This window comes from Flammeovirga sp. AWQ4_249 (assembly GCF_056161045.1).
In genome coordinates this window covers 14,404-40,141 of the sequence record NZ_JBSWYJ010000006.1, presented here as the reverse complement: position 1 = coordinate 40,141, position 25,738 = coordinate 14,404, and the positions used below count along the sequence as shown (strand labels likewise).

General features: G+C 34.1%; 14 protein-coding genes and 2 pseudogenes. 2 read left to right on the top strand and 14 right to left on the bottom strand.

Going from position 1 to position 25,738, the window contains the following annotated elements; genetic code table 11:
• The first annotated feature begins 208 nt into the window (after window positions 1-208).
• Window positions 209-661 carry a hypothetical protein gene (locus ACXAHM_RS06900; RefSeq protein ID WP_474959679.1) on the top strand — a complete coding sequence of 151 codons (453 nt, stop codon included), beginning with the start codon at window positions 209-211 and terminating at the stop codon, window positions 659-661.
• Between the two features lie 62 nt (window positions 662-723).
• On the opposite strand, the gene ACXAHM_RS06895 is transcribed toward ACXAHM_RS06900, so the two are convergent.
• From ACXAHM_RS06895 to ACXAHM_RS06845, 11 genes and pseudogenes are all read right to left on the bottom strand, one after another.
• Window positions 724-960, bottom strand: coding sequence for a glycoside hydrolase family 95-like protein (locus tag ACXAHM_RS06895; protein WP_474959804.1), 237 nt, complete (start codon window positions 958-960; stop codon window positions 724-726).
• A 6-nt stretch (window positions 961-966) separates the two neighbouring features.
• Window positions 967-2,019: pseudogene (locus tag ACXAHM_RS06890) on the bottom strand (glycosyl hydrolase family 95 catalytic domain-containing protein); the annotation flags it as partial.
• A gap of 15 nt (window positions 2,020-2,034) precedes the next feature.
• Window positions 2,035-2,256 carry a hypothetical protein gene (locus ACXAHM_RS06885; RefSeq protein WP_474959678.1) on the bottom strand — a complete coding sequence of 74 codons (222 nt, stop codon included), beginning with the start codon at window positions 2,254-2,256 and terminating at the stop codon, window positions 2,035-2,037.
• A 57-nt stretch (window positions 2,257-2,313) separates the two neighbouring features.
• Entirely contained in the window at window positions 2,314-2,730 is a 417-nt protein-coding gene (locus tag ACXAHM_RS06880; protein ID WP_474959677.1) for a hypothetical protein, read from the bottom strand.
• A gap of 100 nt (window positions 2,731-2,830) precedes the next feature.
• Window positions 2,831-3,658 (bottom strand): annotated as a pseudogene (locus ACXAHM_RS06875) (IS256 family transposase); the annotation flags it as partial.
• Window positions 3,659-3,687: 29 nt separating this feature from the next.
• Window positions 3,688-3,969: an IS3 family transposase gene (locus ACXAHM_RS06870; protein WP_474959676.1), complete on the bottom strand. Its 282-nt coding sequence runs from the start codon at window positions 3,967-3,969 to the stop codon at window positions 3,688-3,690.
• 818 nt (window positions 3,970-4,787) lie between these two features.
• Window positions 4,788-12,521: an Ig-like domain-containing protein gene (locus ACXAHM_RS06865; protein ID WP_474959675.1), complete on the bottom strand. Its 7,734-nt coding sequence runs from the start codon at window positions 12,519-12,521 to the stop codon at window positions 4,788-4,790.
• 213 nt (window positions 12,522-12,734) lie between these two features.
• A complete protein-coding gene (locus tag ACXAHM_RS06860) occupies window positions 12,735-15,626 on the bottom strand; it encodes a two-component regulator propeller domain-containing protein (RefSeq protein WP_474959674.1) in 2,892 nt (963 codons plus the stop codon).
• Between the two features lie 169 nt (window positions 15,627-15,795).
• Complete coding sequence (gene ahpC, locus ACXAHM_RS06855) at window positions 15,796-16,359, bottom strand: alkyl hydroperoxide reductase subunit C (protein ID WP_474959673.1); 564 nt, start codon at window positions 16,357-16,359, stop codon at window positions 15,796-15,798.
• Window positions 16,360-16,792: 433 nt separating this feature from the next.
• Window positions 16,793-18,679 carry a hypothetical protein gene (locus tag ACXAHM_RS06850; protein ID WP_474959672.1) on the bottom strand — a complete coding sequence of 629 codons (1,887 nt, stop codon included), beginning with the start codon at window positions 18,677-18,679 and terminating at the stop codon, window positions 16,793-16,795.
• A gap of 284 nt (window positions 18,680-18,963) precedes the next feature.
• On the bottom strand, window positions 18,964-22,218 hold the full coding sequence (locus ACXAHM_RS06845) for a VPS10 domain-containing protein (protein WP_474959671.1): 3,255 nt from the start codon (window positions 22,216-22,218) through the stop codon (window positions 18,964-18,966).
• 354 nt (window positions 22,219-22,572) lie between these two features.
• On the opposite strand from ACXAHM_RS06845, the gene ACXAHM_RS06840 reads away from it, so the two are divergent.
• The gene (locus tag ACXAHM_RS06840) at window positions 22,573-23,556 is read left to right on the top strand and encodes a Gfo/Idh/MocA family protein (protein ID WP_474959670.1); all 984 of its coding nucleotides are present in this window, start codon (window positions 22,573-22,575) and stop codon (window positions 23,554-23,556) included.
• Window positions 23,557-23,833: 277 nt separating this feature from the next.
• Here ACXAHM_RS06840 and ACXAHM_RS06835 read toward each other — a convergent pair whose 3' ends face one another.
• The 3 genes from ACXAHM_RS06835 to ACXAHM_RS06825 all read right to left on the bottom strand — a co-directional run bounded on the left by ACXAHM_RS06835 (window position 23,834) and on the right by ACXAHM_RS06825 (window position 25,687).
• Window positions 23,834-24,226 (bottom strand): hypothetical protein, encoded by a 393-nt coding sequence (locus ACXAHM_RS06835; RefSeq protein WP_474959669.1) that lies wholly within the window; start codon window positions 24,224-24,226, stop codon window positions 23,834-23,836.
• Between the two features lie 116 nt (window positions 24,227-24,342).
• Complete coding sequence (locus ACXAHM_RS06830) at window positions 24,343-24,804, bottom strand: DinB family protein (protein WP_474959668.1); 462 nt, start codon at window positions 24,802-24,804, stop codon at window positions 24,343-24,345.
• Window positions 24,805-24,862: 58 nt separating this feature from the next.
• On the bottom strand, window positions 24,863-25,687 hold the full coding sequence (locus tag ACXAHM_RS06825; protein ID WP_474959667.1) for a rhomboid family intramembrane serine protease: 825 nt from the start codon (window positions 25,685-25,687) through the stop codon (window positions 24,863-24,865).
• Window positions 25,688-25,738 lie beyond the last annotated feature (51 nt).

Below are 25,738 nucleotides of genomic sequence, written 5' to 3'. Positions count from 1 at the left end.
ATCTTAATCCATGTCTTTACGTCTTTATTCTATTTATATTTTTTTAAAAATAGAGCACTAATCAGTTGATTGTGAAATAAAAGATTTTTCCATTAGAATAATTTTATTCAATATCAGACAAAATATTAGTTAAGTACCTTTTGAACGATTTTCGTAAAAAAAATGTAGTAAGTAGTAATAGACCACTAATTATTACATCATTACAGCTATGCGTTTAGAAAAAAAATACACTTGTAATTTCGCGACTTTTGATCTTACAGAATACCCAATAATAAAGATTATCACGACTTGCCCAGAGCCAGACTTAAAAGATATAAAGGAATATCAACTATTAAAAAAGGACATTTTTGACGCTATTAGAGAAGAAGTTGTATTTATTTTTGATACATCAGCCATTAAATGGATACCTGCCGATGCTCGAATTGAGTTAGGTAAGGGCGTTAGAGATAGCGAAGATAATTATAGTTCAATTATTAGAAAGTCATACATGGTCATTCCTAACGTTGTACAGAATATCTTATTTAAAGGAATAAATCTCGTCTCACAAACGAATTTAAATTATTCTGTACATAAAACGTATGAGGAAGCCTATCAGAAAGCAAAGAAAGAATTAAATGTTTACGAGAAATTCAACCAGACACACTCGTTACTAGATGATTAATGCAAAAAGGACAGCTTGATGAGCTGTCCTTTATTATTTAAAGCTGTATAAAGATTAGAATTCTAAAAAATATCCTTATTGGCTTTTGTTTCTTTGGTGATGATTGTCTCTCCATAAATGATTTGGCAACTACCATTTTTCATCGGCCTAATAACCAACTTTTTTAATTGATTATTTTCCCACTGTATATCAACAGTATATCCCCCTCGAGCTTTCAGACCATTTACTTTTCCATTTTTCCATGCTTGAGGAAGAGCTGGTAAAATTTCTAAAACATCTGTTCTCGATTGTAATAACATCTCGGCAATACCTGCTGCTCCTCCCATATTTCCATCTAATTGGAAAGGTGGATGTCCACAAAATAGATTGTTGTATGTACCAGAATCATGTTTCTTTTCGATTGGTTTTAATAACCTTTGGAATAGTTTATAGGCTCTATCGCCATCTTTTAATCTTGCCCAGAAATTCACTTTCCATGCTAAAGACCAACCTGTACCACCATCCCCTCTTGCATTTAAACTAACTTTTGCGGCTTCAGCCAATGCAGGCGTTTCTTTTACAGTAATTCGTTTTCCTGGATGTAAGGCATATAGATGAGAAACATGTCGATGATTATTATTAGGGTCGTCAACATCTTCCATCCATTCCTGTAATTGTCCCCAAGAACCTACTTTTGGAGGAGCAATTTTATCACGTATTTCCAACATTTCTTTTTGAAATTCCTTGTCAATTCCCAAGGCCTCACTTGCAGAGATTGTGTTTGACAATAAATCCCATGCGATTTGAAGATCCATAGAAGCACCATTTGATATGCCTCAATGTTCAGGGGAGTAGGATGGTGCAGAAACTAAGTAACCTTCTTTATTTTCTATTAATACATCCATCCAAAATAATGAGGCTTCTTTTAGGATAGGATAGGCTTGCTTTTTTAGGAATTCTTTATCTTGTGTAAATTCATAATGTTCCCATAAATGTTGAGCAATCCATCCAGCTCCAGCAGGGAAGTACCCCCACGGAAATTTCCAACCTGGAGCAGTATAACCAAATGGATTATTCATTGTTCCCACAGTCCAACCTCTGGTATTGTAAAATGCTTTTGCTGTATTCTTGCCAGGCTCTACTAGATTTTCGATGTAGTCATTCAATGGTGTTTCACATTCACTTAGGTTTGTCACTTCAGCAGGCCAATACAATATCTGTTGATTGATATTCATATGATAATCACATGCCCATTTTGGATTTAATGAATTGTTCCATTTTCCTTGTAAATTCATAGGCATTGTACCTTTTCAAGAGGCAGAAATCATCAGATATCTACTATATTGGAAGTACAATTGCACTAACCCTAAATCATTATTTCCTTCAGAAAATGCTTATAATCTTTCATCCGTTGGAAGAGAATTTATTGAATTTTCATCGAAAGATAGCGTGACTCTTTGGAACAATTGATGATAATCTTCGATATGCTCTTTTCGAATTGTCTTCCATTTTTTCCCTTTAATCGCTTTTAATTTTCTTTTGTTTGCAGCGGTGTAATCATGTCCTTTATAGGTAGGGAATTTATTGGTCTCAGAAATGGGTTTAAAACCCTGCACTTTCAGTGCAGAGTGGTTTAGTTTTCATGTTATGTTTTCAACAAGAGAGTGAATCTTTTAAAGCCCTAAACCTAATTTTTTAAACATCCCTAAAGTAATAATTATATAGGCAACTAAAATTAACTTATAAAAAGGGCTAGCCTGCTTAATAAAATTAGATAAAACTGATATAGATAAATCTAAAACTATTACATTCTTTGCTTTTGAATGCAAAACAAATATCAATAAATATGCAATTACAATCGGAATTAGTAAAAAATAATTAATACTGTAAGTATATAGTATTGATAAAGTTACGTAAGGAGTAACTCCAATAATTCGACTTTTGATATCATCATAATAATTACTTAAAAAAAATATTAAACAAAAACATAGAGTGATAACTCCACAATAAATAATACCATGAAACCAAATGCTAGTAAAACTCCTATTCATAAAGCCAAAATAGGTTAGCAATACTGCTGAAAGCGGCATTGCAAACAAGTTTATAAAATTGTTTTTATACATAATTCTCAATGATTGACACTTTCCTGTAAAGTGTGTAAGTTCTTTTTGGATAGGGTCAAGTTAAGTTTTATAACTTGACTCTATCTCCGAATATAATTAAAAATTGATTAAGTATAATGCCCCAATCTCTGATAGGCATAGTCCATTTTTTGGTAATTTCTCTAGTAGCCAGATAGACAGACTTAATGACTGCATCATCGGTAGGGAATGAGAGTTTATTCTTGGTGTATTTCCTGATTTTCCCGTTAAGATTCTCAATTAGATTAGTGGTATAAATAATCTTTCTGATCTCTATTGGGAAATCAAAAAATACGGTTAATTCATCCCAATTGTCCCTCCAACTTTTAATGGCGTAAACATATTTACTATTCCATTTATCTGCAAAATCATCCAATGCTGCAAGAGCTGCTTCTTTTGTTGGAGCAGTATAGACTTCTTTCATATCTCTAGTAAAAGCCTTTTTATCCTTCCATACGACATATTTACAAGCATTTCTGATTTGATGTACTACACATATTTGTGTTACAGATTCAGGGAAGCAAGTTTTAATGGTATCTGTAAACCCATTTAAGTTTTCAGTAGAAGTAATTAGAATATCTTGAAGTCCTCTAGATTTCATATCTGTAAGTACTGTCATCTAAAAAGATGATGATTCATTTTTACCTAACCACAAGCCTAAAACTTCTTTTTTACCATTGGTTTTCAGTCCAATAGCGATATACATTCTTTTATTTACCACCTTGGAATTTTCTCTTACTTTGAAGACAATACCATCCATCCAAACGATGAGATATAACGGATCTAAAGGTCTGTTTTTCCATGCTACAATATCTTCTGAAATACGATCGGTAATACGTGATATTGTTGAAGAGGATACATTAATATCATAAAGTTTGGATTTGCAACCTTTTTTCGTATAAAAAGTTAAGCCACCTTCTGATTATATAATTTCATGAATTGTTCTGGGGATTTATAGTCCAAAACAGAGTGAATTCTCTTTCTATTATACCAAACCTCGATAAATTCGAAGATATCATTTCTAGCCTGTGTGAAAGAGTAATAATACTTATGGTCAACCATTTCTGACTTTAAAATTTTAAAGAAGTTTTCAGCAACTGTCTTTGCTGCTCGACCACTTTGAACCAAGTTAACTATCATCAATTTGAATTCTTTGTCGTAGCTTTTTCTTGTACGTCTTTTTCCCATAATGCAAAAATACTTTTTTTGATTAATGGGACTTAACTTATTCTCCGGGTAAATGTAGCTATTCCATTTTGAAAATGGAAAGAAAAGAAAAAACATTAAGCCAGCAATTTGTTGAATTCAATTTTATACAGTTTGTTATTTACCCTCAACGTTTAAAGAGAGCCAAGCACTATCAAAATATGAACTAGATAACAGCAAGACTTAATGCTTTGATTTTTATTTTTTTGAATAGTTCCCTATTCTAAAGCTTCGCTATCTAAAAATTGTGCAATATAGCTACCTCACCTTTTTTATGATAACTTTAAAATGAACTTATGATAAGCCTCTCTCAGTTCATGAAAGAATTGTGTTTTATTTTCATTCTTAGAATAGATGTCATAACTATTGATGGTATCCTGAAGTGCCTTAGAAAAATTCGTTAACCAGTCCGGTCTTTCTCCTAAATGTCCAGACCATACAGTAATATTTCCGATGACTTCACGAATCGTATTTAAGTCTTCGTTTTCTAACGCTTCTTTTATTTGTTGAATCTATCATTTGAAGCTATTATCTAGTTGATCTTCTGCTAATTGTTCTTCCTTTGTAAGCATATGGGTGAGTTTTTATAGTGTCAGGCTGAAAAATTACTACATAAATTGAAATTTATAAAGAACTTTTATTGAAAAATAATTTTGAACACTGATATATAGGAATTTTTGTATCACCAATTTTCAATAGAATTAGCCATTGTATACTTGAACATTTTTTTTAAAAAAAAAGCCAGTACCCGAAAGTACTGACTTTATCAAATAGCGATAGATTTCAGGTAGTTAGTTTAATTATTTATTTAAAGTAAGTGTCTTTGAAATTACCCCTACTTCTGTTTGTATAATTACATGATACAATCCTGAAGCCAGACGATTTTCAAGCTGAATACCTCTTCTCATTGGAGCATCTTTAGAGTAGGACTCATAGAATATCTCTTTTCCCGTTGCGTCGATAATTCTAATCTGACTGTTAACTCCTTTTAAATCTGAAGGAAGAGCAATGGTAAACTTTCCTTGCGAAGGGTTAGGGTAGAGGATTAATTCTTCTTGTAATGAAAGTATATCTATCTTTCTAGCATTCGAACTACATCCCCCAATTTCAAAAGCAAATCGGTCACCACCTGTATCTCTTTGTCCAAAAGTATCGTGCTGATACGTAAAGAAGATTTCTATTTGATCACCTAAAGGTAAATTGATATTGTAGCTATAATTTGCACCATCTTGATTCATAAAGTATCCACCAATGTTGACACCATCTTTGAATACTGTCATGATCACCCAATCTGTTTCACCCAATTGTGCAGTAGGCATAAAGGTCACTAATGGTTGAGCATTGTTTTCAACTTCCACTTCAAAGTCTCCATTCTGACTGCTGAAGAAACAAACTTCCTCATTGATAGTATTTACTTCAATTTCGAATGATACTGTATCTGAAGTTCTTCCATCATTAACTGTTAGGACTACCGAATAAATACCATTGGCTAAATAACGATGCGATGTAATAGCTTCTTGACTTGTTGCACCGTCACCAAAATCCCATGTATAAGTGAGAATATCATTTTCAGCGTCAAATGATGCTGTGGCATCAAATGTATACATACTTCCTTGGTTTGTGACATCAGCAATTGCTACTGGAGCGGTGTTATTGGCTACTGATCCACAAGTAGGGTAGACTTCAAATTCATACAATGAAATACCATAAGGATGTTGTTTACTTGTGGCATAAAGTGCGATGTAACGACCACTTCCTTGTAGGTTGTCCAATGAATCCGTTCTCGCGATATCCTCCAAACCACTTTGGTCACTGATGATCGTCCAAGTAGCAGGGTTTGGCTCAGTATCTTGATCAGAAACCATAATGTAATACGCGTCTGCATTAGCTCTTTCCCAAACCAATTTTACAGTAGCAATATCATAGGTCTGACCTAGGTCAATCTTGAACCATTGAGGAATGCTAAATGCGGTTGATGAACGGGTGTTTGGATCATTGTCTACTGCATTTTCAGGAATATAATACCCTTCTTGGCTCGACATACTCACTACTTTTCCTTGAGCAATATTAGTAGGAATACAATTTTGTTCGATGACTTCAATAATTACTAGATCAGAAGTATTACTTGTAATTGCATCATATACTTTTGCTGATATGGCATGCTCACCCAATGAAGCATTGTCCCAATTGACAGTGTATGGAGCAAGCGTACTTTCACCAATCAAAGTCGTACCATCATAATACTCAACCTTTGTCACTTGTCCATTAACCGAAGAAGCATCAGCTTGCAATTGAATTGGACTTCCTTCAGCAAATGTTTGTCCATTACTGATAGAAGTGACAGTAACATTAGGTAATTCAAAGACTACACCTCCTTCAATCACTGAGATATTTTTGATTGAGGATTGCCCTTCGTTTTCATTATCATAAACAATAGCTTTCAAAGTATGATTGCCAAATGTCAAATTATCAATAGTAATTGAATAAGGAGCTACATTTGCTTCTCCAATTTGTACATCATCCAAGTAATAAACGACACGTTGTACTGAGTTGGTCGGAGAGTAGACATTGGCAGTAGTGGAAATTGATTCACCGACTACATAAGCGAACTCATTCTGAGGTGCAGTGATTTCAAAGTTGACAATTGGTGTATTTACCGTAGCAGATTCCCAATAAATATCATCGATTTCAAAAGTATAAATACTATCTTTCAAAGGATCTAAAGATGATAAAATAAAAGGAGCATTAACTTCACTCAGATCACCCACATTAAAGTCAGTCATTGGAATTCGTAAGGTAGACCATTCGTCTCCTCTTACTAAACCATATGGAGATGTATTCGCTTCAATATTCACCCAATATTCAGCTGAAGTTGTAGTGAAACCAAGTCTGATACCCACATCTTCTGGTAACTTCATTTTTAAGTTTAGACTACCATCAGTATAGTTATTTAAGTTCCAATTTGCACGGCTATGAATACCGCCGCCGTACCAAACATTTGAGGCATTATTCGTCCAAGCAATACTGTATTGCCCTTCATAAGCCGAAGCAGTAACAGGCGTTAAATTATTCCATAGATAAATGTCAGAATCAATTCCTGGCGTAACTTTTTCATTTGTGGCAGTTTCTTCGGTATAGACACCAAAACGACCTTCAGCCACTTCATTTTCTTGTTTTCCAAGGAATACTTCACCGTGCCCATTCCATTTTGAAACCTGAATGTAGTCGACATACATTTTGGCAGGGAAGTTTGCTGTGATATGTTCATTGGCGTGAGCATCTGTAAAGACTCCACCTACTGCCATATTCAACAAGAAATAGAAAGGCTTTTGGAATGTAGAAGTACTTTCAGAGAAATAATAAGGGGCAGCAAACATAAAATGTTCTTCTCCTTCATCCAAAATTGACAACTGAATAGAAGTAGGAGACCAGTACATTCTGTAAGTAACAAAACGATTTGCTAATGAGTTTTCAGCCTCATAAGGGTTTGCATAATTGGGGTCCCAAGCCGCCAATGCTGCTCCTGTTGGGTTTTGAGGAGAAAGGGCTTCTTCAGAATACCAAATAATGTTGGAAGCGGTGTAATGATTGACATCAGCATAAGGGAAACCTTGGCGGGCTTTATCCTCTATATTTTGCCCCATTTCCATTAAATCAATCTCACCGATATGGGGCCATTCTCCAGCACCAGTTCCCAGTAACCATGCAGCAGGCCATAGTCCACCTGATACATCCGGTACTCTCATTCTCACATCAACAACACCATATTGGATGGCTACTTTATCTTTTGTAATCATTCTTGAAGAAGTGAACTGTTGATTACCAAAAGCCTCTTCTTTGGCTTCAATTACTAAAGCATTGTTGGTTGGATCATTTGGAATTGCTTCAATACTCGCATTCTCTTCACGGTAATATTCAAGTTCACCATTACCCCATCCCCAATTACCATTGCCAATCTCAAAACTCCATGTTTCAGAATTAATAGCATTAAAATCTTCTCTCCAAATTACTTCCCCAATTCCTTCACCAGTTACTTCAACTGTAACACTTGAAGAAGTAGAAACACCACTGTTATCCGTTGCTTTAGACGTAATAATATGTATACCTTCTGTGATTCCACTCCATTCGATCGCATAAGGAGCTTCAGTTGCAATACCAATGAGTTGAGCACCATCATAGAAAGTTACGTTGGTAATACTGCCATCTTCATCCGAAGCATCAGCAGTAATCAGAATTGATGCAGGATTTTCTAACGTTAAATTGTTTTCAGGAGAAGTGATGCTTACCGTTGGTGCAATTGATGGATACACTGTTGGATCATAAAGGATATCATCGAAAGCTAAGTCAAAGGTAGTACTCGTCCCACCTTCACCCGAAAGAACCAAGAAAGGTGAAGTCACTTTTTGTAAGTTGATACCATTGAAATCACTTAATGGAATAATGGCCTCACCCCATTCTCCATTTCTTTCTAAACCATATTTAGTTTGGTTGGCTTCAAAATCCACCCAATATTGGGCATCTACGGTTTCAATTCCTACTTTGAATCCTACATCAGCAGGGATTTTTACTTTAAAGCGTAAAGTACCATTTCTTTGTGCTGTAAGATCAATATATTCTCTAGAAGTCAAGCCTGCACCAAACCACCAATTTGGTTGAGAAGTTTTCCATGCAATGACACCATTACCATGATAAGGAGCAGTAGAACCACCTTCAAAAGTATTTTCCCATACAAAAACATCCGCATCAACTCCTAGATTCATTCTACTGTCTACAGCTTCTAGATCACTAAATACAGCATAAAGACCTTCTTTCTTATTGGAAACTGGAGTCGTATAAATTTCACCCAATCCGTTCCATTTTGATACTTTGACATAATCCACCCACATTTCCGCAGGAAGATCAGCCGTAATACCATTTGGATCAAGAATATCAGGGAATACGCCACCCACAGCCATATTCAATAAGATGTAGAAAGGTTGGTGGAATGCATCAATTCCATCACCACTTTCGATGTTAAAAGGAGCAGGTAATAAATCATGCTCAATGCCTTCATCTAAAATAGTAAAGCGAATTTCTTTAGGTGACCAGTACATTCTATACGTGACAAAACGATCTGCCATAGAAGTTTCAGAAACATAAGGAGTGGCTGAACCTTTAAACCAAGTACCATTTGCAGCACAAGTAGGGTTATCCTCACTACAAGCGGCTTCTGACTTCCAAAACATATTGGAACCTGTGAAATTATTGACATGAGGAATTACCGTAGAATCTTCCAAATGCTTTAATCGGTCAGCTTCATTATGTCCCATTTCCATGATGTCTAATTCGCCAATTGCAGGCCATCCTTGAGATCCTGTACCTAGCATCCAGAAAGCAGGCCATAGTCCATCTTCTAAATCAGGAACACGAATTCTAGCTTCTACTACACCATATTTGACGGCTAATTTATCTTGTGTTTTTAAACGAGAGGAAGTAAAAGAAAAGCCTTTAATATTTTCTCTTTTCGCAGTAATGATTAAGGCTGAATTATCGCCTTCCTCAGGAATATTTCTGACCGTACTGTTCTTTTCAGTATAATATTCCAATTCACCATTTCCCCAACCCCAGTTGCCATTTCCATGTTCAAATTGCCAATAGTTTTTATCAATAGCATTGAAGTCGTCAACCCACAATACCTCACCAATTCCTTCTGAAGTATCCATCACATAAACTTCTACATTTTCACTATCTCCAGTGATACCAGCATCATCTGTGGCAACAGCCTTAATTTGATGTGTACCACTTACTACATCATTCCAAATCACACTATATGGAGCGTTGTTGCTTGAGCCAATTAAAGAGTCATTGACATAATATTGAATAGAGGAAATAGTACCATCAAGATCATAAGCAGCACTTCTCAATTCGATGGGCTCTAGACTTTCAATAAGCATTCCATTAGAAGGATTCAATAATGTAACCACCGGTGGTTTAGAGACAGTAGGAGTATCATCCCAATAGATATTATCGAATGAAAAAGATTGGTTCGCAGCAATACCTTCTAAACCTTCCACCGCAAAGAAATAGTCCACTTGAGTAAGGTCAATTAAACCAAAATCAGCGATTGGAATACTGACTTCTTCCCATTCTCCCGAACGGTCTAATCCGTATTTACTTTGGTTGGCAGGGAATTCAATCCAACTTTCATTTAAAGCCGAAATAATCCCGATTTTAAAACCTAAATCTGAGGGTACATTAGCAGCGAAGTTTAATGATCCTTCTGCATAATCTGTCATGTTTTCAGAAGTAGAAGTCGCAATACCACCACCAAACCAATCTTCAAATGCATTGTTCCAAGAAAGCGTATTGCTGCCTTCAAAAGGAGTGATGTCTCCCTCTATCAGAGAGTTCTCCCAAACAAATACATTCGCATCCACACCCACAGTAATCCCATTTTCTATTGACGTATCGTCTGTAAAAACGGCAAATTTTCCTGTTTTAGCATTTCTTTTTCCTGTAAAAACTTCTCCTCTACCATTCCATTTTGATACCTTAATGTAGTCAATCCACATCTCAGCAGGAGTAGTTATGTTTACATCATTATTGCTTAATGCATCAGTGAAGTTACCACCCACAGCCATATTCATTAAGAAGAAGAAAGGCTTTTGGAAAACTTCTGTATCTGTCCCTTTTTCCAATCCAAATGGACCGGCAAATAAATCGTATTCTTGCCCTTCATCGATAATTGTAATACGAATTTCTGAAGGACTCCAATACATTTTATAATTAACAAACTTATTAGCTAATGAAGTCTCGGGCATATACGGTCTTGCATAGTTTACATCGTATGCCGCACTTCCTGCACATGTAGGATTTTCTGGACTACAAGCCGCTTCAGAGTAAAGGATAATATTTGATCCCACAAAGTTATTGACATCAACTGTTTCACCCCCTTCACGTTCACGAACCGAAGTTTTGTGTCCCATTTCCATGATATCAATTTCTCCTCTTTGTGGCCATTGTTGATGATCCGTTCCCATCATCCAGAAAGCAGGCCAAAGGGCATTTCCTAGCTCAGGAACTTTCATTCTCACATCAATAACTCCGTACTGTATCGCTAAACCGTTTTCACTTTTCAAACGAGAAGAAGTATAATTATATCCTCCAGCAGCTTCTTCTTTGGCAGTAATTACCAAAGCAGTATTACCAGATTCACCTGGGATTTCTTGAATAGAAGTATTGTTTTCAGTGTAGAATTCTAATTCTCCATTACCCCAACCCCAGTCGCCATTACCGGTTTCAAACGTCCAGACATTACGATCAATTTCTGTAAATTGTTCTTCCCAAATGATTTCACCCTCACCGGAATCGTCAGAAACATAAAGGTCAAAATCAGCAGAAGTACCCGTATTTCCTTTGCTATCTTTGGCAGTTGCTTTTAGCGTATAATCGCCTGTTTCAATAGTATTTAAATTGAATTGATAAGGTGCTGTAGTAGCAGTTCCTACTAAAGAATCATTTAAATAGAAATCTACTTCTTGAATACTATTTTCTGAAGTCACATCCGCTTCTAATAAAATTGGAGAAGCATTATTTACAGCATGTGAAGTAGGAGAGGTAAAAGCAACTTCTGGTTTGCTGATAGTCCCTTCAAAAACTTCACCTTGACCATTCCATTGATGCACGCTGATATAATCAATCCATAATTGAGCAGGAGTGGAAATATTTACAGCATCACTGCTCATAGCATCCGTGAAATTACCTCCAACAGCCATATTGAATAGGAAAAAGAAAGGTTTTTGGAATACTTCCGTTTCTGTACCTTCTTCTAAGCCAAATGGACCATTAAACATCTCATGTTCCACACCTTCATCAACCATTGTAATACGAATAGACTCTTCTGACCAATACATTCTGTAGAGTACAAAACGGTCATTTAAGGGAGTAGGAGCAATATAAGGATTGGCATAATTTACATCGTATGCTGCACTTCCTGCACAAGTAGGGTTTTCAGGACTACAAGCCGCATCAGCATATAAGATAATATTCGATCCTGTAAAACTATTGACATCACTGTCTGCATGATGTTCTCTGACACTTTGTTTGTGTCCCATTTCCATAATATCGATTTCACCACGCTGAGGCCATTGTGGTTGGTCTGTACCCATCATCCAGAAAGCAGGCCATAATGCATTCCCCAACTCAGGTACTTTCATACGTACTTCGATTAGACCATAACGAACCGCTAATCCATTTTCACTGATCAATCGAGAAGAAGTAAATTGAAAACCCTCTTTCTCTTCTTGTCTCGCTTCAATCACAATCGCCGAATTGTTGGATTCCCCCGGAATAGGTAGGATAGAAGTGTTGTTTTCAGAATAATATTGGAGTTCCCCATTTCCCCAACCCCAGTCGCCATTGCCTGTTTCAAAAGTCCAAACATTGTCGTTGAGATCATTAAAATCTTCTTTCCATAGTAGGTCTCCTTTTTGTGCATAAGCAGGGACAAAGGTTAACCCAAAAAATAAGTAGAGTAATAAGTATTTAATTCTCATTTCATTTATGATAGTTAGTAAAAAAAAGTAATGTCACAATAGTACTTACTACATTTATAAAGGAGAAAAAAAGGCACTCTACAAACCTTTTTTGTCGACTCTACAAATACTCTACATGTACCATAAGGTCTAGATAATCAATGTGTTATAATTCCATTTAAATTTTTTTTGAGAGATATCTACTTTTTAGCCCATGAATTCATTCATTGATGACTAAAATCTCAAAATTAAATCGTTTAGATTGACGTTTTTATCCAAGGCCATTTTCTTACGAATTCTATACCTACTTTGTTCTAAGCTACTGCTAGTTATATTGAGGATTTGAGCGATCTCTTTATTTGTTTTATTTTGTCTAATTAAACCACATATACGAAGGTCGGTTGAGGTCAACTTAGGATATTTTTTGGCAAAATCTAGGGTGAAATTTTCGCGTTCAACTTCTTTAAAATCTTCAAACATTGGGTCATTTTTGATTGTCTGAAGGTTGTCTTTTAAGTGATTAATAGGAACTTCAGAGGAAGGACTTTCCATTATTTCTGACACTGTTTGATACATTGATTGCATATGTTCATTTATACTTTCGTATTTTATTTTGATTGCATGTGTATTTGCTTTTGCATCATTAAGTTGTTGTTTTAAGGATTTATTTTGATGCTCTAGACTGATTTTTTCTTCATGAAGTTTAAAGATTTCTTTGTTTTTAAGATCGAATTTTGATTCAAATTTTAGACGTTTTAAGTAAGAGCGAATAATAAGTGATACCATACCTAAAAGAAATAAAATACAAGCTATTTTGAACCAGATTTTTTCATAGAATTTTCCTTTTACAACGACAAGATATTCTTTGATATTACTGTCCCAATACCCTTTTTGATAACTACTTTTGACTTTTAATTTATATTCACCTGCAGGTAGCTTGGTGAAGGTGGCTGTACGTTCTCCATCGGCTGTTTCAATCCATTGATTATCATATCCTTCTAATTGATAAGAATACAATACATTTGCTATTTTTTCATAGTTTATGGAGGCAAACTCAAAGGTCAGAATGTGATGATCTGAATCCAATGTGATAGTATCTATTTCAGCAAGAAGCCCATCAACTTGATAGATGGAATCCTTTCTATTTTCATAGGCAATAGAAACATTGTCTTTTCGTATATCTGTTAAAAATAAAGGAGGTGAAATATATGTTTGGCGAATAGCATTGGGATTAAATGCGATTATACCATGGTTACCTCCAAATAAGAACTGTCCATTTTTTGTCTTCGTAGCAGTTCCATTGATGAAACTGAATTTTTTTAACCCATAACTTTCTCCATAATTGGTTGCTTTATTGGTTTTGATATCAAAAACTGAAAAACCGCAAGAAGTTGATAACCAAACCCGTTGTTGTGTATCTATTTGTAAGCTTTGAATATCTAAACAATCAAAACCATGTCCTTCTTGGTAATTGAATACTTTATTATTACGAAAACTAATTTGAAAAAATCCTTCACCATTTGTTCCTACCCAAAGATTACCTAGTTCATCTGATTCAAGGCAAGTTACCACTGGAATAGGGTATTGCTTACTTTTTTTATCATCAATTGATAAGGCGAGGAGGTGTGTTGGAGTCCCTATAAATAGAGTGTTATTGTCATCAATTTCAAATGCAGAAATTTGTCCATGTAAAGGAATATTTTGCCCTTTGAATACTTGATAGATACTCGTAAAATGTTCGGAATATTTTCCGTTTTTATAGTCTAATTTAAATACATCTTGCTTATCGTAACTTATCCACAAATTGTGCTCTTGATCTTGGGTGATATTAGAGATTTTGCCATGTGGTAAAAAAGTATTGTCTAATGGATAAGCAGATTTTAATTGTCGATTGATGTCAAAACAATAGAGAAATTCATTATTAGCGATCCAGAAATTGTCTTGATGATCAATGTAGAAACAATTCGTATAGCTTCTATAAATGTCTTCTGAAAAATTGAGTTTTTCTGAAGGGGAAAAGAGTCCATGTTTTTCATTTCTGTAAAAAACATCTCCTTTTTTATTTAATACAAATTGGTCAACTTTCTTGATGCCTTGATTAACCGTTTGATATTTAAAAGTACTTTTGAGAATATTTCTCTTCATCAGACCATAACCAAATGTACCATACCAATTTTCATTTTTATCAAAATAAGCTGTCCATATATAATCTAAATTTTCTTTCTTTTCCTTGGGTTGAACTGACGTGAAAGTCTTATCTTTTTTATTGAAAATACATAATCCATTTCCATATGTTCCAATCCAAAGGTTCCTTTTATCTTTTTGAGCTATTACACGAATTACATTTCCCGGAATACCGTCTGAGGAGGCAGGATGTTGTACAAAAGTATTGGTTAAATTATAATTTTCATCATACTGCAATAGCCCACTTCCCCAAGTGCCCACCCAAATATTTTGGTCCAAATCTACAAATAAGGTATTAACAGTAGGGAAACCATTTTTTTCATCTTTAAGTATGGTTTCTACTTTTTGTGTAGCAATATCATAAATGATTACCCCTGTATTTTCACCACCAATTAAGAGCTGATTTCCTTGAAAATATAATGTATTGATAAATTGAGTGTTAAATTTTTGATTGTCGCTCACTTTAATCGAAATACTTGAAAATTCTTTAAGTTCAGCATTAAACTTTACTAAGCCCCCACCATATGTGCCAATCCAAAAGTTTCCCTGATTATCCTGTGTAATTGCTCGGATATTATCTGATTTCAATTCAGAATTTTGTTCAATAAGAAAGGCTTCTACTTTTCCTGTTTTGACGTCGAATTTATTAAGCCCGCTTTCTGTACCAAACCAAAGATTTTTCTTTTGATCTTCATAGATAACCTGTAGGGTTGTATGCGAAAGTTTATTGGTTTTTTCATCAATAGCTACATTAAAATTATGGAATTTATATCCATCATAGTATTGTAAACCACCGTAACCACCTACCCATAAAATCCCTCTGGAATCTTTGAAAATGGATAAGACATGATTATGAATAAGACCTTCCTTATCGGTATAATTATCAAAATAATAGGCTTGATTTTGAGCGAATGAATTTAGAATAGTTAGTGTAATACACATTAAAAAAATAGCTATATTTTTCATACGAATAGTTAGTGAAGATTGAGTAGTTTCTTAAATTTAATAATTAATAGAGTACCATTGTAAAAAAGAGTATAAAAAAATCCCATCTTCTACCGAAGCAAAAGATGGGATTTCGTGTTAACAAAAGTCTGGGTGTCGACTTTGACTAGATTAAACCTACAAGGTCAATGCTAGGCTTTAAAGTTTCGTTACCTTCTTTCCATTTTGCTGGGCAAACCTCAGATGGGTTAGCAGCAACGAATTGTAAAGCTTTTAATTTTCTTAATAACTCTTCAGCATTTCTACCTACGTTACCTGCAACTACTTCGTAAGAAACGATTTCGCCTTCAGGGTTAACGATGAAAGTACCTCTTTCAGCTAAACCAGCTTCTTCGATCATCACGTCAAAACCTCTTGAAAGAACACCTGTTGGGTCTGCTAACATTGGGTAGTTGATTTTTTTGATAGTCTCAGAAGTATCATGCCATGCTTTGTGAACAAAGTGAGTATCAGTTGACACAGAATAAACTTCAGTACCTGTAGCTTTGAATTCCTCATATAAGTTAGCTAAGTCTTCTAACTCAGTAGGGCAAACGAAAGTGAAGTCTGCAGGGTAGAAGAAGAAGATTGACCATTTTCCTAAAACGTCCTCTTTTGTAACAGTTTTGAAATCGTTGTTAGCAAAAGCTTCTACTTTGAAATCTACAATTTGTTTTCCGATTTGTGACATAATTGTTAAATCTATGTTTAATAAAATTTTTTCGTTTTCAAGTGCCATTTTCTGAACACGATGCAAACATAACAGCCACCTATTTATAATACAAAGTGATAAAATCTATAGCGGTATAAGAAAAATTTATAGAACCCTATTAATTTTATTTATAGCCTCATTGAAATTGTTATGAAATGTACTCTAATGCTCAATAAATCAATGTTTTTCGTCTTTTTAATCTTTTATTGAGCGTATTGGAACAACTTACAATGATCAGTATTACCATTAGAATCTATTGACAATTGTTTTATTTTCATTTACAAAATCCAATAAAATTCCCCTACTAATTCTTCAATAATCGGTCGCTTATACTATCAGTATTCTGATCAAAAAAAAGGGTAGTTTTCTACTTAAATACATTTTCCTTTATTGAAATTATCATATATTCAAGTTAGTTCATTATACTACATTCTTTACAATATATTTCTTTAAGTATATCATGATGAAGAAGTTGAAAAGTGATACCTCCAGATAGATTTGAATTAAACATTTGACAGAAACGCTTTCGATTAAGATCGATTGCTTTAAATAATAACTGCTTGTATGTTGACTTCGTTAAATATTTAGGGTCAATAATAGTAATATTGAGATAATAGAATAAAAGATCTTCCGATACATTATTTTCATTAATTCTAGTAGCAAGTAATTGATCTCTTTTCTTATATTGACTATACAAACTATAATATTTTGCTAGACGTAAAATTTCATCATCAGACAAATCTACTTCTTTAAAAAGTTTATCGATCTCATTGATACTCGCTCTGACTTGTTTATAATCCTTTCTCGAATACGCTTTCTTAATCTTTCCAAGATGATAGTTAAATAATAGTTTATCCATTAATACAGGATCAAAATTATTCTTTACTAAACGACGAAGTAAAGAAAGAATATCTTTATCAGAAACATCATAATTATCAAAGTAGTATTGCACTTTTAGATTAGCGATATTAAAATATGTTTCTTCAGTATCAGGAATCAGCTCTAAAAGTGCTTTAAACTTTTTGATAGCAGTGGGGATATCTATGGTTTGTGAATTTCTTAAAAAGAAGATTTCATTATTCAAGAAATACCCATATTGTGGTTCATTCGGTACTTTTACTTTTTCATATGTATCCTTCGTAAACTCACCCACTTGAATTTTTGAAAAAATTATATTTTGAAGCATATATGCTTTTTCATACTCTTTTTTATTGATCATTGTATTGAAGACTTCTATACTTTCCTCATTCGATAGCATATAAAAATTCTCTTTTTTCTTTAAAGCTACTTTTATCATCCCTTTTCGATGTTTTTGAAAAATCGGTTCTAAACCTTTTAATACTTTTTGAGACATTAGACTTTGTTGAATTTCCTTTTTTGATTTAGTACCTAAATAGGCATAAGATGTGGAAGAGATATCCTCAAAAAAAGCATCCCAATTTTCTTTTGTTTCAATTTTCACCTCCGCATTTTGATGCATGTAGGGTCTTAGTTCTTCAATCAGAGCTTGTGCTCTTTTTTGTTGTATCTTTTTATTTTTATCAGGATTACCTTCAATAGAAGAATACGCTTCTATAATAATGGATTGAATTGTATAATCAGTAAGCTGAAGTTCATGGTGGAGGCTATCCAGTAATGTCTGATTAAATTTAGTTTGATTTCTTTGAAATTTCACCTCAGCTTCTAGTTCTTTTTCTAGTGTTTTTGTGTAATTAATAAAATTTTCAGATACAGAAGGGAATTGTAAAAAGGGGATATAAAAAGTATCAAGATAATTACTTTCTAGACTATATGAACTCCGATAATAGGTAAGTTGATTTTTAATAAATAACTGAAAATTGATTTCAACATCTTCAAACTTATAGGTATTGGGTAGTCTTCCGATCTCAAATCTATAATAACCTTCTGTTGTTTTTTCTTTATTACTTTCTAACTCATTTCGAAGTGTAGTGAACATACTTTTGCCATAAAAATTATCCCCATTACTGGAATAATCATTATTGGCTCTAGAACACGAAAATTGACTTTTTTTAATTAAATCAATGACAATTCCACTCTTTTTTTTAGGAAAAAGAACATCAAAGTAGTTGATATCTGTGATCAAAAAATAAATTTTTCTAGTAGGTCTATCTAATTTTACACCAAACCAAACTTCATCAGGAAAAGCATCAATTTTCGCTTTGAAATTAACTGTAATTTTGTTTTCTGGATTGTATTCTTTGAAAGGTTTTACCTTTTGAGCAAAAGAAAACGAGGAGGTTAAGATACAAATTGATAATAAAAAGTATAGTTGCTTCATAAGATAGTATAGATTAAAAGAGTGTATTATTTTTTTTAATCTAAAAGATCCAGATTCTCTTTACAATTTACATTTGTTTGATTTAAACTATTTTAGTTTCTAGAATGCTGAAACCGAGGTTAATTAACAATTGATAAATTCAATTATGATTTTTTATTGATAAACAAATCAATCTGAAGAGATTCAATAGGGGTATCTGTTTTTTGTAAATTAATTATGGTTCAATAAATAAGGAGATTACGACAGAGCAATCTCCTTATTATAAGTATATTAATGTAATATTATTATTCTATTCCTTCGATCCAAGAACCGTTAGCTTGTAAGATAATCGTACCGATTTCTTTGGCTTCCTTTTTAAGTGGAATCAATTGATCATTAATTGCTTTCCATTGGTCTTTAATGATTTTTAAAGTTTCAAGATGAGTAGGGGTAGGGCCATATGTAGAACCAGAAATTCCTCTGTTTAAGGCAAATAAACGTTCACCAATTGTGGGTTTATTTTTTTCACCTACTTCATTTCTTGCGGCATTACCATATAAAGCTGTATCAAGTGCGTCTAATTTTTTATTCATTTCCGCAATTTGTTCTATAATGTCTTTATTGACAGAAGAGTGCATCGCAGCGTTGAATAATTGTTGACCTGTCTTTTGTGTATTTTCTAGTTGAATGGACAGTGTATTGACATCTCTTGTTAGTTGCTCGTACTGACGCCAAAAAGCGATAACCTCTTCCATTTCACTACCTTTCAATGCCGTTTCACCAAGACGTTCTACTTCTACATTAACAGGAGCAGCTAGAGGTGTAGACTTTCCATTTTCGAAGGCGTTCAGAGTAGCTGTATAGGTTCCAGGTGCAGCTAAGAAAGCGGTTAACCTTTCCTCTTTTCCATTCAATAGAATAGTACCCGTTCCACCCACTTTTAAATCCCATGTTACTCTATTGAAACCCTTTGCGTTGGCAGCTTGTACACGGTTGATGATGTTTCCTGATTGATCCTTTACTTCTAGATAAACAAAGGGTTTTAGTTCACGTTTTTCTGTCTCCAATGCTTCCCAGCCAGGGAATGAGGAAGTGCCATTTGTTTTTTCATTTTCCTGACGTTCTTGTTCCAAACTAAGAATTGGCTCTTTTAGGTAATAAGTAAATGTAGCACCAAATTCAGGATTTTTAGCTAGGAATAATTGACTTCCTTGTGAACCTCTAGCATTGTCAAAATCCATCGTAGATTTCTCTAAATACCACCATGCTTTTCTTGGTGTAAATAGGGTAGCCGTTTGTTCTAATTGCGATGCATCTACATTTCTCAATGCTGTATAATCATCTAAAATATAGAAACCACGTCCAAATGAAGCAGCGACTAAGTCATTTTCTCTTCTTTGGATCGCTAAATCTCTAAAGGAAATAGTAGGAATACCCGCATTCAATTCTGTCCAACTTTCACCAGCATTCACAGAGAAGAACACACCAAATTCAGTTCCTGCAAATAGTAGATCTTTATCAACATGATCTTGAACAATTCTCCAAACTAAGTTCTTGTCTCCAAGACCATTATTTAGTGTCGTCCAAGTGGTTCCTTTATCAGTACTTTTTAATAGATAAGGATGATAATCTCCTTCTTTATGATTGTCTAAAGCGACGTACAAAGTATTTTCATCGTATAAATCAGCCTTTATATCATTGACATAACTTTTAGCAGGAACACCAAGGCTACTGACTTCAATTTTTTTCCATGTTTTCCCTTCATCAGAAGTGATTTGTATTAATCCATCATCTGTACCGATAAAGATTACTTTTTCATTTTTTGGAGAAACAGCTATAGAAGTAATCGTATTGTAATTTGACATCGCATAGACATCCCATGGAGAATCCCAGCTTTGTTGGCCTCCCATAATCGGTAAAGCCAAACGCTCTTCATTTCTAGTTAAATCATCGGAGAGTGCCGTCCAAGAATCACCTCTATTTGTCGATTTCCATAAACGTTGAGAACCATGATAAATCGTTGTTGGTTGATGGGGCGAGACTAAGATTGGAGCATCCCAATTGTACCTTTCATTTCCTTCATTTGCAGCTGGTTGAGGCATTATGTCTATTACTTCTCCAGATTTCAAATCAATACGAGACAACGTTCCTTGCTGACGTTGTCCATACATAATGTCAGGATTTCCAGGTTCCGTTGCTGGTTGGTGTCCATCCCAATTAAGTACAACTTTCCAATCTGCATTACGAATACCATGGTGATTATCCGTTCTAGATGGACCTCCTTCAGTACTGTTGTCTTGTGTACCACCATAGACATTATAGAATGGTACAGCATCATCAACTGCAACTTTATAAAATTGCGTAATTGGAATATTTTCCATGAATCTCCAAGTTGTACCTAGGTCAAAACTTTCATATACACCGCCATCAGTTCCAACCAATAAATAGTTGGGATCGGAAGCTTTAAAAGCAATAGCATGATTGTCACCGTGCTTTGCCGTTTCATCCATAAATGTAAAATTCTTTCCTCCATCTTCAGATTTCATCAAACGATTATTCATGAAGTATAAACGGTCAAATTTATGAGGAGAAGCATAGATTTCTTGATAGTAATGCGGTCCTGTTCCTCCTGAGACAACATCAGACATTTGAGTCCAGTTCCCTCCTCTATTTTCAGTTCTCCAAACACCGCCTTTCTTACGGTTCAATTCAATTGCAGCGTACAATACATCCGGATTTTGAGGTGAAATCGCAATAGCTGTTTTTCCCCATTTTCCCTCAGGTAAACCTGCTTTCAATTGTGTCCACGTATCACCTGCATCATCAGAAACATAAATGCGAGAATTTTCTCCACCACCCATCCAAGCAGCGACAGTTCGATGATGTTCCCAAGTAACAGCGTACACTCTATTGGGGTTTCTCGGATCAGTCACCATATCCGTCACACCTGTATATCCTTCATCTCCAAGGGTTTTCTTCCAAGTTTTTCCACCATCAATAGATTTATAAAAACCTCTTTCACCACCTGGACTCCAAAGAGGCCCTTGGGAAGCGACAAGGATGATATCTGAATTATCTGGATGTACAATTATTTTAGAAATATGCTCAGAGTTTTTTAATCCCATATTTTCCCAAGTGGCTCCACCATCTAAAGAACGGTAAAGACCATCTCCAAAAGCAACGTGACGACCACCTACATTCTCTCCTGTTCCAACCCAAACAGTACTTGGATTGTTAGGATCTAAAGTAACACAGCCAATAGAATAGACGGATTGCCCATCAAAAATAGGCTGGAAAGTTGTACCGGCATTGACCGTTTTCCAAACACCGCCAGAACCAACAGCTACGTACCAGATATTTTCATTGGTAGGGTCAATAGCAAGGTCTGCAATTCTTCCCGACATAAATGCAGGGCCGATACTTCTAAAGGTAAGACTATCAAAAAGATGTGTGTCTAATGGAGTAACTTTCGTTTTTGCTGCTCGTTTTCTTTGTGCAGAGCTCTCCGTATAGCTGAAAAAAAGTGCAGCTACCAATAGCAAAAGAGTAATATTTCTCATAAGATTTAGTTTATAAATAGATCAGGATTGGAAGTTTAAAATTGATTATTGGAAATTAATAAAAACTGATCTATCGTTTAAATAATGATTTAATGATTGAATTGTTTTAAAGTTATGTTTCTTGGACTGTGGAAGTTGAATGTCAATTTAATTAATTATCTACAATTAGAGGAAAAGAAAACGTAATTAAATTGATAAATCAAGCAAAAAAGTATTGTATAGAATTTGAATTTTCACAAAATGACAACTAACTTGATTCCATTTAGGTGATATATGCACATTAAAGAGTTGTCATTTCAAAAGGCTTTACTATTCAGAAATTTACTTTTATTCTATTAATTACCTTTTTTCATTATGGAAATCATAAAAACAGTACGTTGGGGAATTCTAGGTTGCGGTAATGTAACTGAAGTTAAAAGTGGTCCAGCCTATCAATTGGTACATGAATTTTCTTTGGATGCAGTCATGAGAAGAGATATTGATAAGGCAAAGGACTATGCCATTAGACACAATGTCCAAAAATATTATGGCAATGCAGATGAATTAATTCAAGATCCAGAATTGGATGCGATTTATATTGCAACGCCACCTGATTCTCATCATGAATATGCCATTAAAGTAGCAGCAGCAAATAAAATCTGTTGTATTGAGAAGCCAATGGCACCTTCTTACGAAGAATGTAGAGCAATTACGGAAGCGTTTGAAAAGAAGAAGTTACCTCTTTTTGTTGCTTATTATAGACGTTCATTACCTCGTTTTCAACAATTAAAAAAGTGGTTAGAGGATCAGGAAATAGGAAAGATAAGACATATAAGTTGGAAGTACTTGAGAACACCAAGTGCTATTGATCGTTCTGGAAATTACAATTGGAGAACCGATGCGAAGATTGCACTCGGAGGATATTTCGATGATTTAGCAAGTCACGGTCTGGATCTGTTTAATTATCTTTTAGGAGATGTAAAAGAGGCAAAAGGTTTAGTCAATAATCAGCAGAAGCTCTACTCTTCATACGATGCAATCACAGGCAATTGGATCTACAAAAAAGGAATAACAGGATGTGGAGTATGGAATTTTGGCAGTGATCATTATGAAGATAGTGTGGAGATTATCGGCAGTATTGGAAGAATAGAATTCTCAGTATTTGACAACAAACCACTCGTCTTAATTCAAGGAGAAAAAAAAGAAGAAATATCTATTGAAAATCCTCAACATATCCAACAGTATCATGTTGAAAATATGATGAAAGCATTGACTGATTCAACTTTTCATCATCCTTCAACTGGAAAAACGGCCACGCATACAAGTTGGGTCATGGATAAGATTTTGGGGAAGATATAACAATCAGGCTAATAATATGAAAATGACTATTAGCCTGATTACCATATATTTTATTTACTTACTTTCAAGTTAAAAGACCCATTAGTATTTATAAAATAAAGTTTTTTTGCTTTATTTTTATTCTTAATGTAAACTTTGAAAACTTCAGTTGAAGATTGTTGATTTTCTTTAATTTTCTCTGATGTTTTTATAATTTTCCACCCTGGATAATTATCATTTATTTGTTCAGTTAACTTTATAGGAAGGTCAATTGATTCAAAATACTCCATGATAAATATTAGAGCCCCATTTTCATTGTAATACTTTTTTGTATCCCATTATCGGTTATAAGTTCTACTTCGTATGAATTTGGAGTTACCTCTTTTTGATATTCTTCTCTATCATATAATGTAAAATAATCTTTTAGATCACTTGATGAGACTAAACCAACTTTTGTAATGATATTATCAAATTCATTATTTTCTCTTGTTATCGAATTGATAATATCTTGTTTGGTATTATATCCATTAATATCAACATTTGTTTCATTATACATGACAGTATCTTTACTATTACTTTTGAATGTAATTTCATATAATTCACCAGCTTCTTTTGGCTGTTTAGATTGTTGACTGAATAATAGGTTTGAAAAACATAATATTATTAGATGAATAAGTGTAAATTTTTTCATGATTATTTTTAATAAATGATTTTTTAAGATGTTGCAAATTTACCTTGTTATAGTTTATTGCAGTTGTACTTTTAATCATATCATTTGTATAAAACGTACACTTGAAATTTATTATCTTATATAGTTTTTGAAATCACTTTTTCATCAAAGATCTGTTTGAAATGATGTTGGAGGTGATCTACATAGTCGACTATAAGGAATTTTAAAGTGTGTAATTCATCGCCTACTTGAACTTTATTATTTAAATGTTCTGGAGCAATTCTCACAATAATATCCAGTATCTGACGATTATAAAGTTCCCAAAAAGAGATCAAAAGTTCAGTGTCTCTATCTTGATAATAACTAAATGCATTCCACTCATTTTGATCATATTTAATAGAAGGCGTTTCTTCAAATTGCCCTCTAACAAAGCGTTGGTGATTATTCGCAGCACTGTCAATTAGGTGTCCTAAAATTTCCTTTTTACTCCATTTATTGGGAGATGGTTTATAGTTCATTTCTACCTCTCCTAATTTTCTAAGTTTGATAGGAGTGAGGTGAATAATGTTTCTAAATTGTTCCAGTTTACGTTGAAGCATTAGTATAGTAGTTATTGGGTTGAGAAAAATTTTCTATTCTAAAATACGAAATAAATTTTTAATCTGCATGTGCAGTTAATTCTTCTAGCTTCGCTTTGTCTTTTTTAGAGATATTTTCAATCCCTTTTTCATTGATTTTATCTAGAATTCTATTGAGTTCCTCTTCCTTATTTTTTTCTTTTTTCTTCTTTTTAGAAAAAGATGTATGACCACTAATCGACATAGATTCATACATAATGTAAGTGGGATTCTTGATGATAAATAAAGTAAACCCAACACTTGGAATGCCTAACAGAGCATAAGTCCACCAATTGTCATAAATAGAAGAAGGTTGAATTGCTAACATAATCAAGATACCAAAGATAGCTCCTCCCAAATGAGCATCATGACCAATGTTATCACGATTCTTTTTGATACCCCAAATAGAAGCAGCTATAAATAATGCACCAATGATCCAAGCCTGGAACTCCATAGGAATAAAGAGAAATGAAATAGGTGATAAAGGATCAGCTACAATGGTCGAAAAAACAACTCCTGAAACAGCCCCTGAAGCTCCTAATGCTCTATAATCAGCATGATTACGATGGATAAATAAAGACAATAAACTTCCGGTAATTAAGGAGCCAAAGAAGATAAGTAAAAATTCTAAAAAACCATACCTGTAAATCACATAACTACCAAAGGAGTGTAATGCGACCATATTAAAACCAAAGTGAATCCAACTTGAATGTAGGAATCCAGAAGATATAATTCGATAATATTCTTTTCCACTGAGTATGTTTTCAGTATGAAAAATATACTTTTTATTAAAACTAAAATCTCTAAGTCCACTGTAAGTTACAATGGCGATAGGTATGATCAGAAGAATGATACTGTTGTCCATGAAGTTTGCTTATTAAAAAATGGTTAGTCAAATGTATAAAAAATGGGCTTA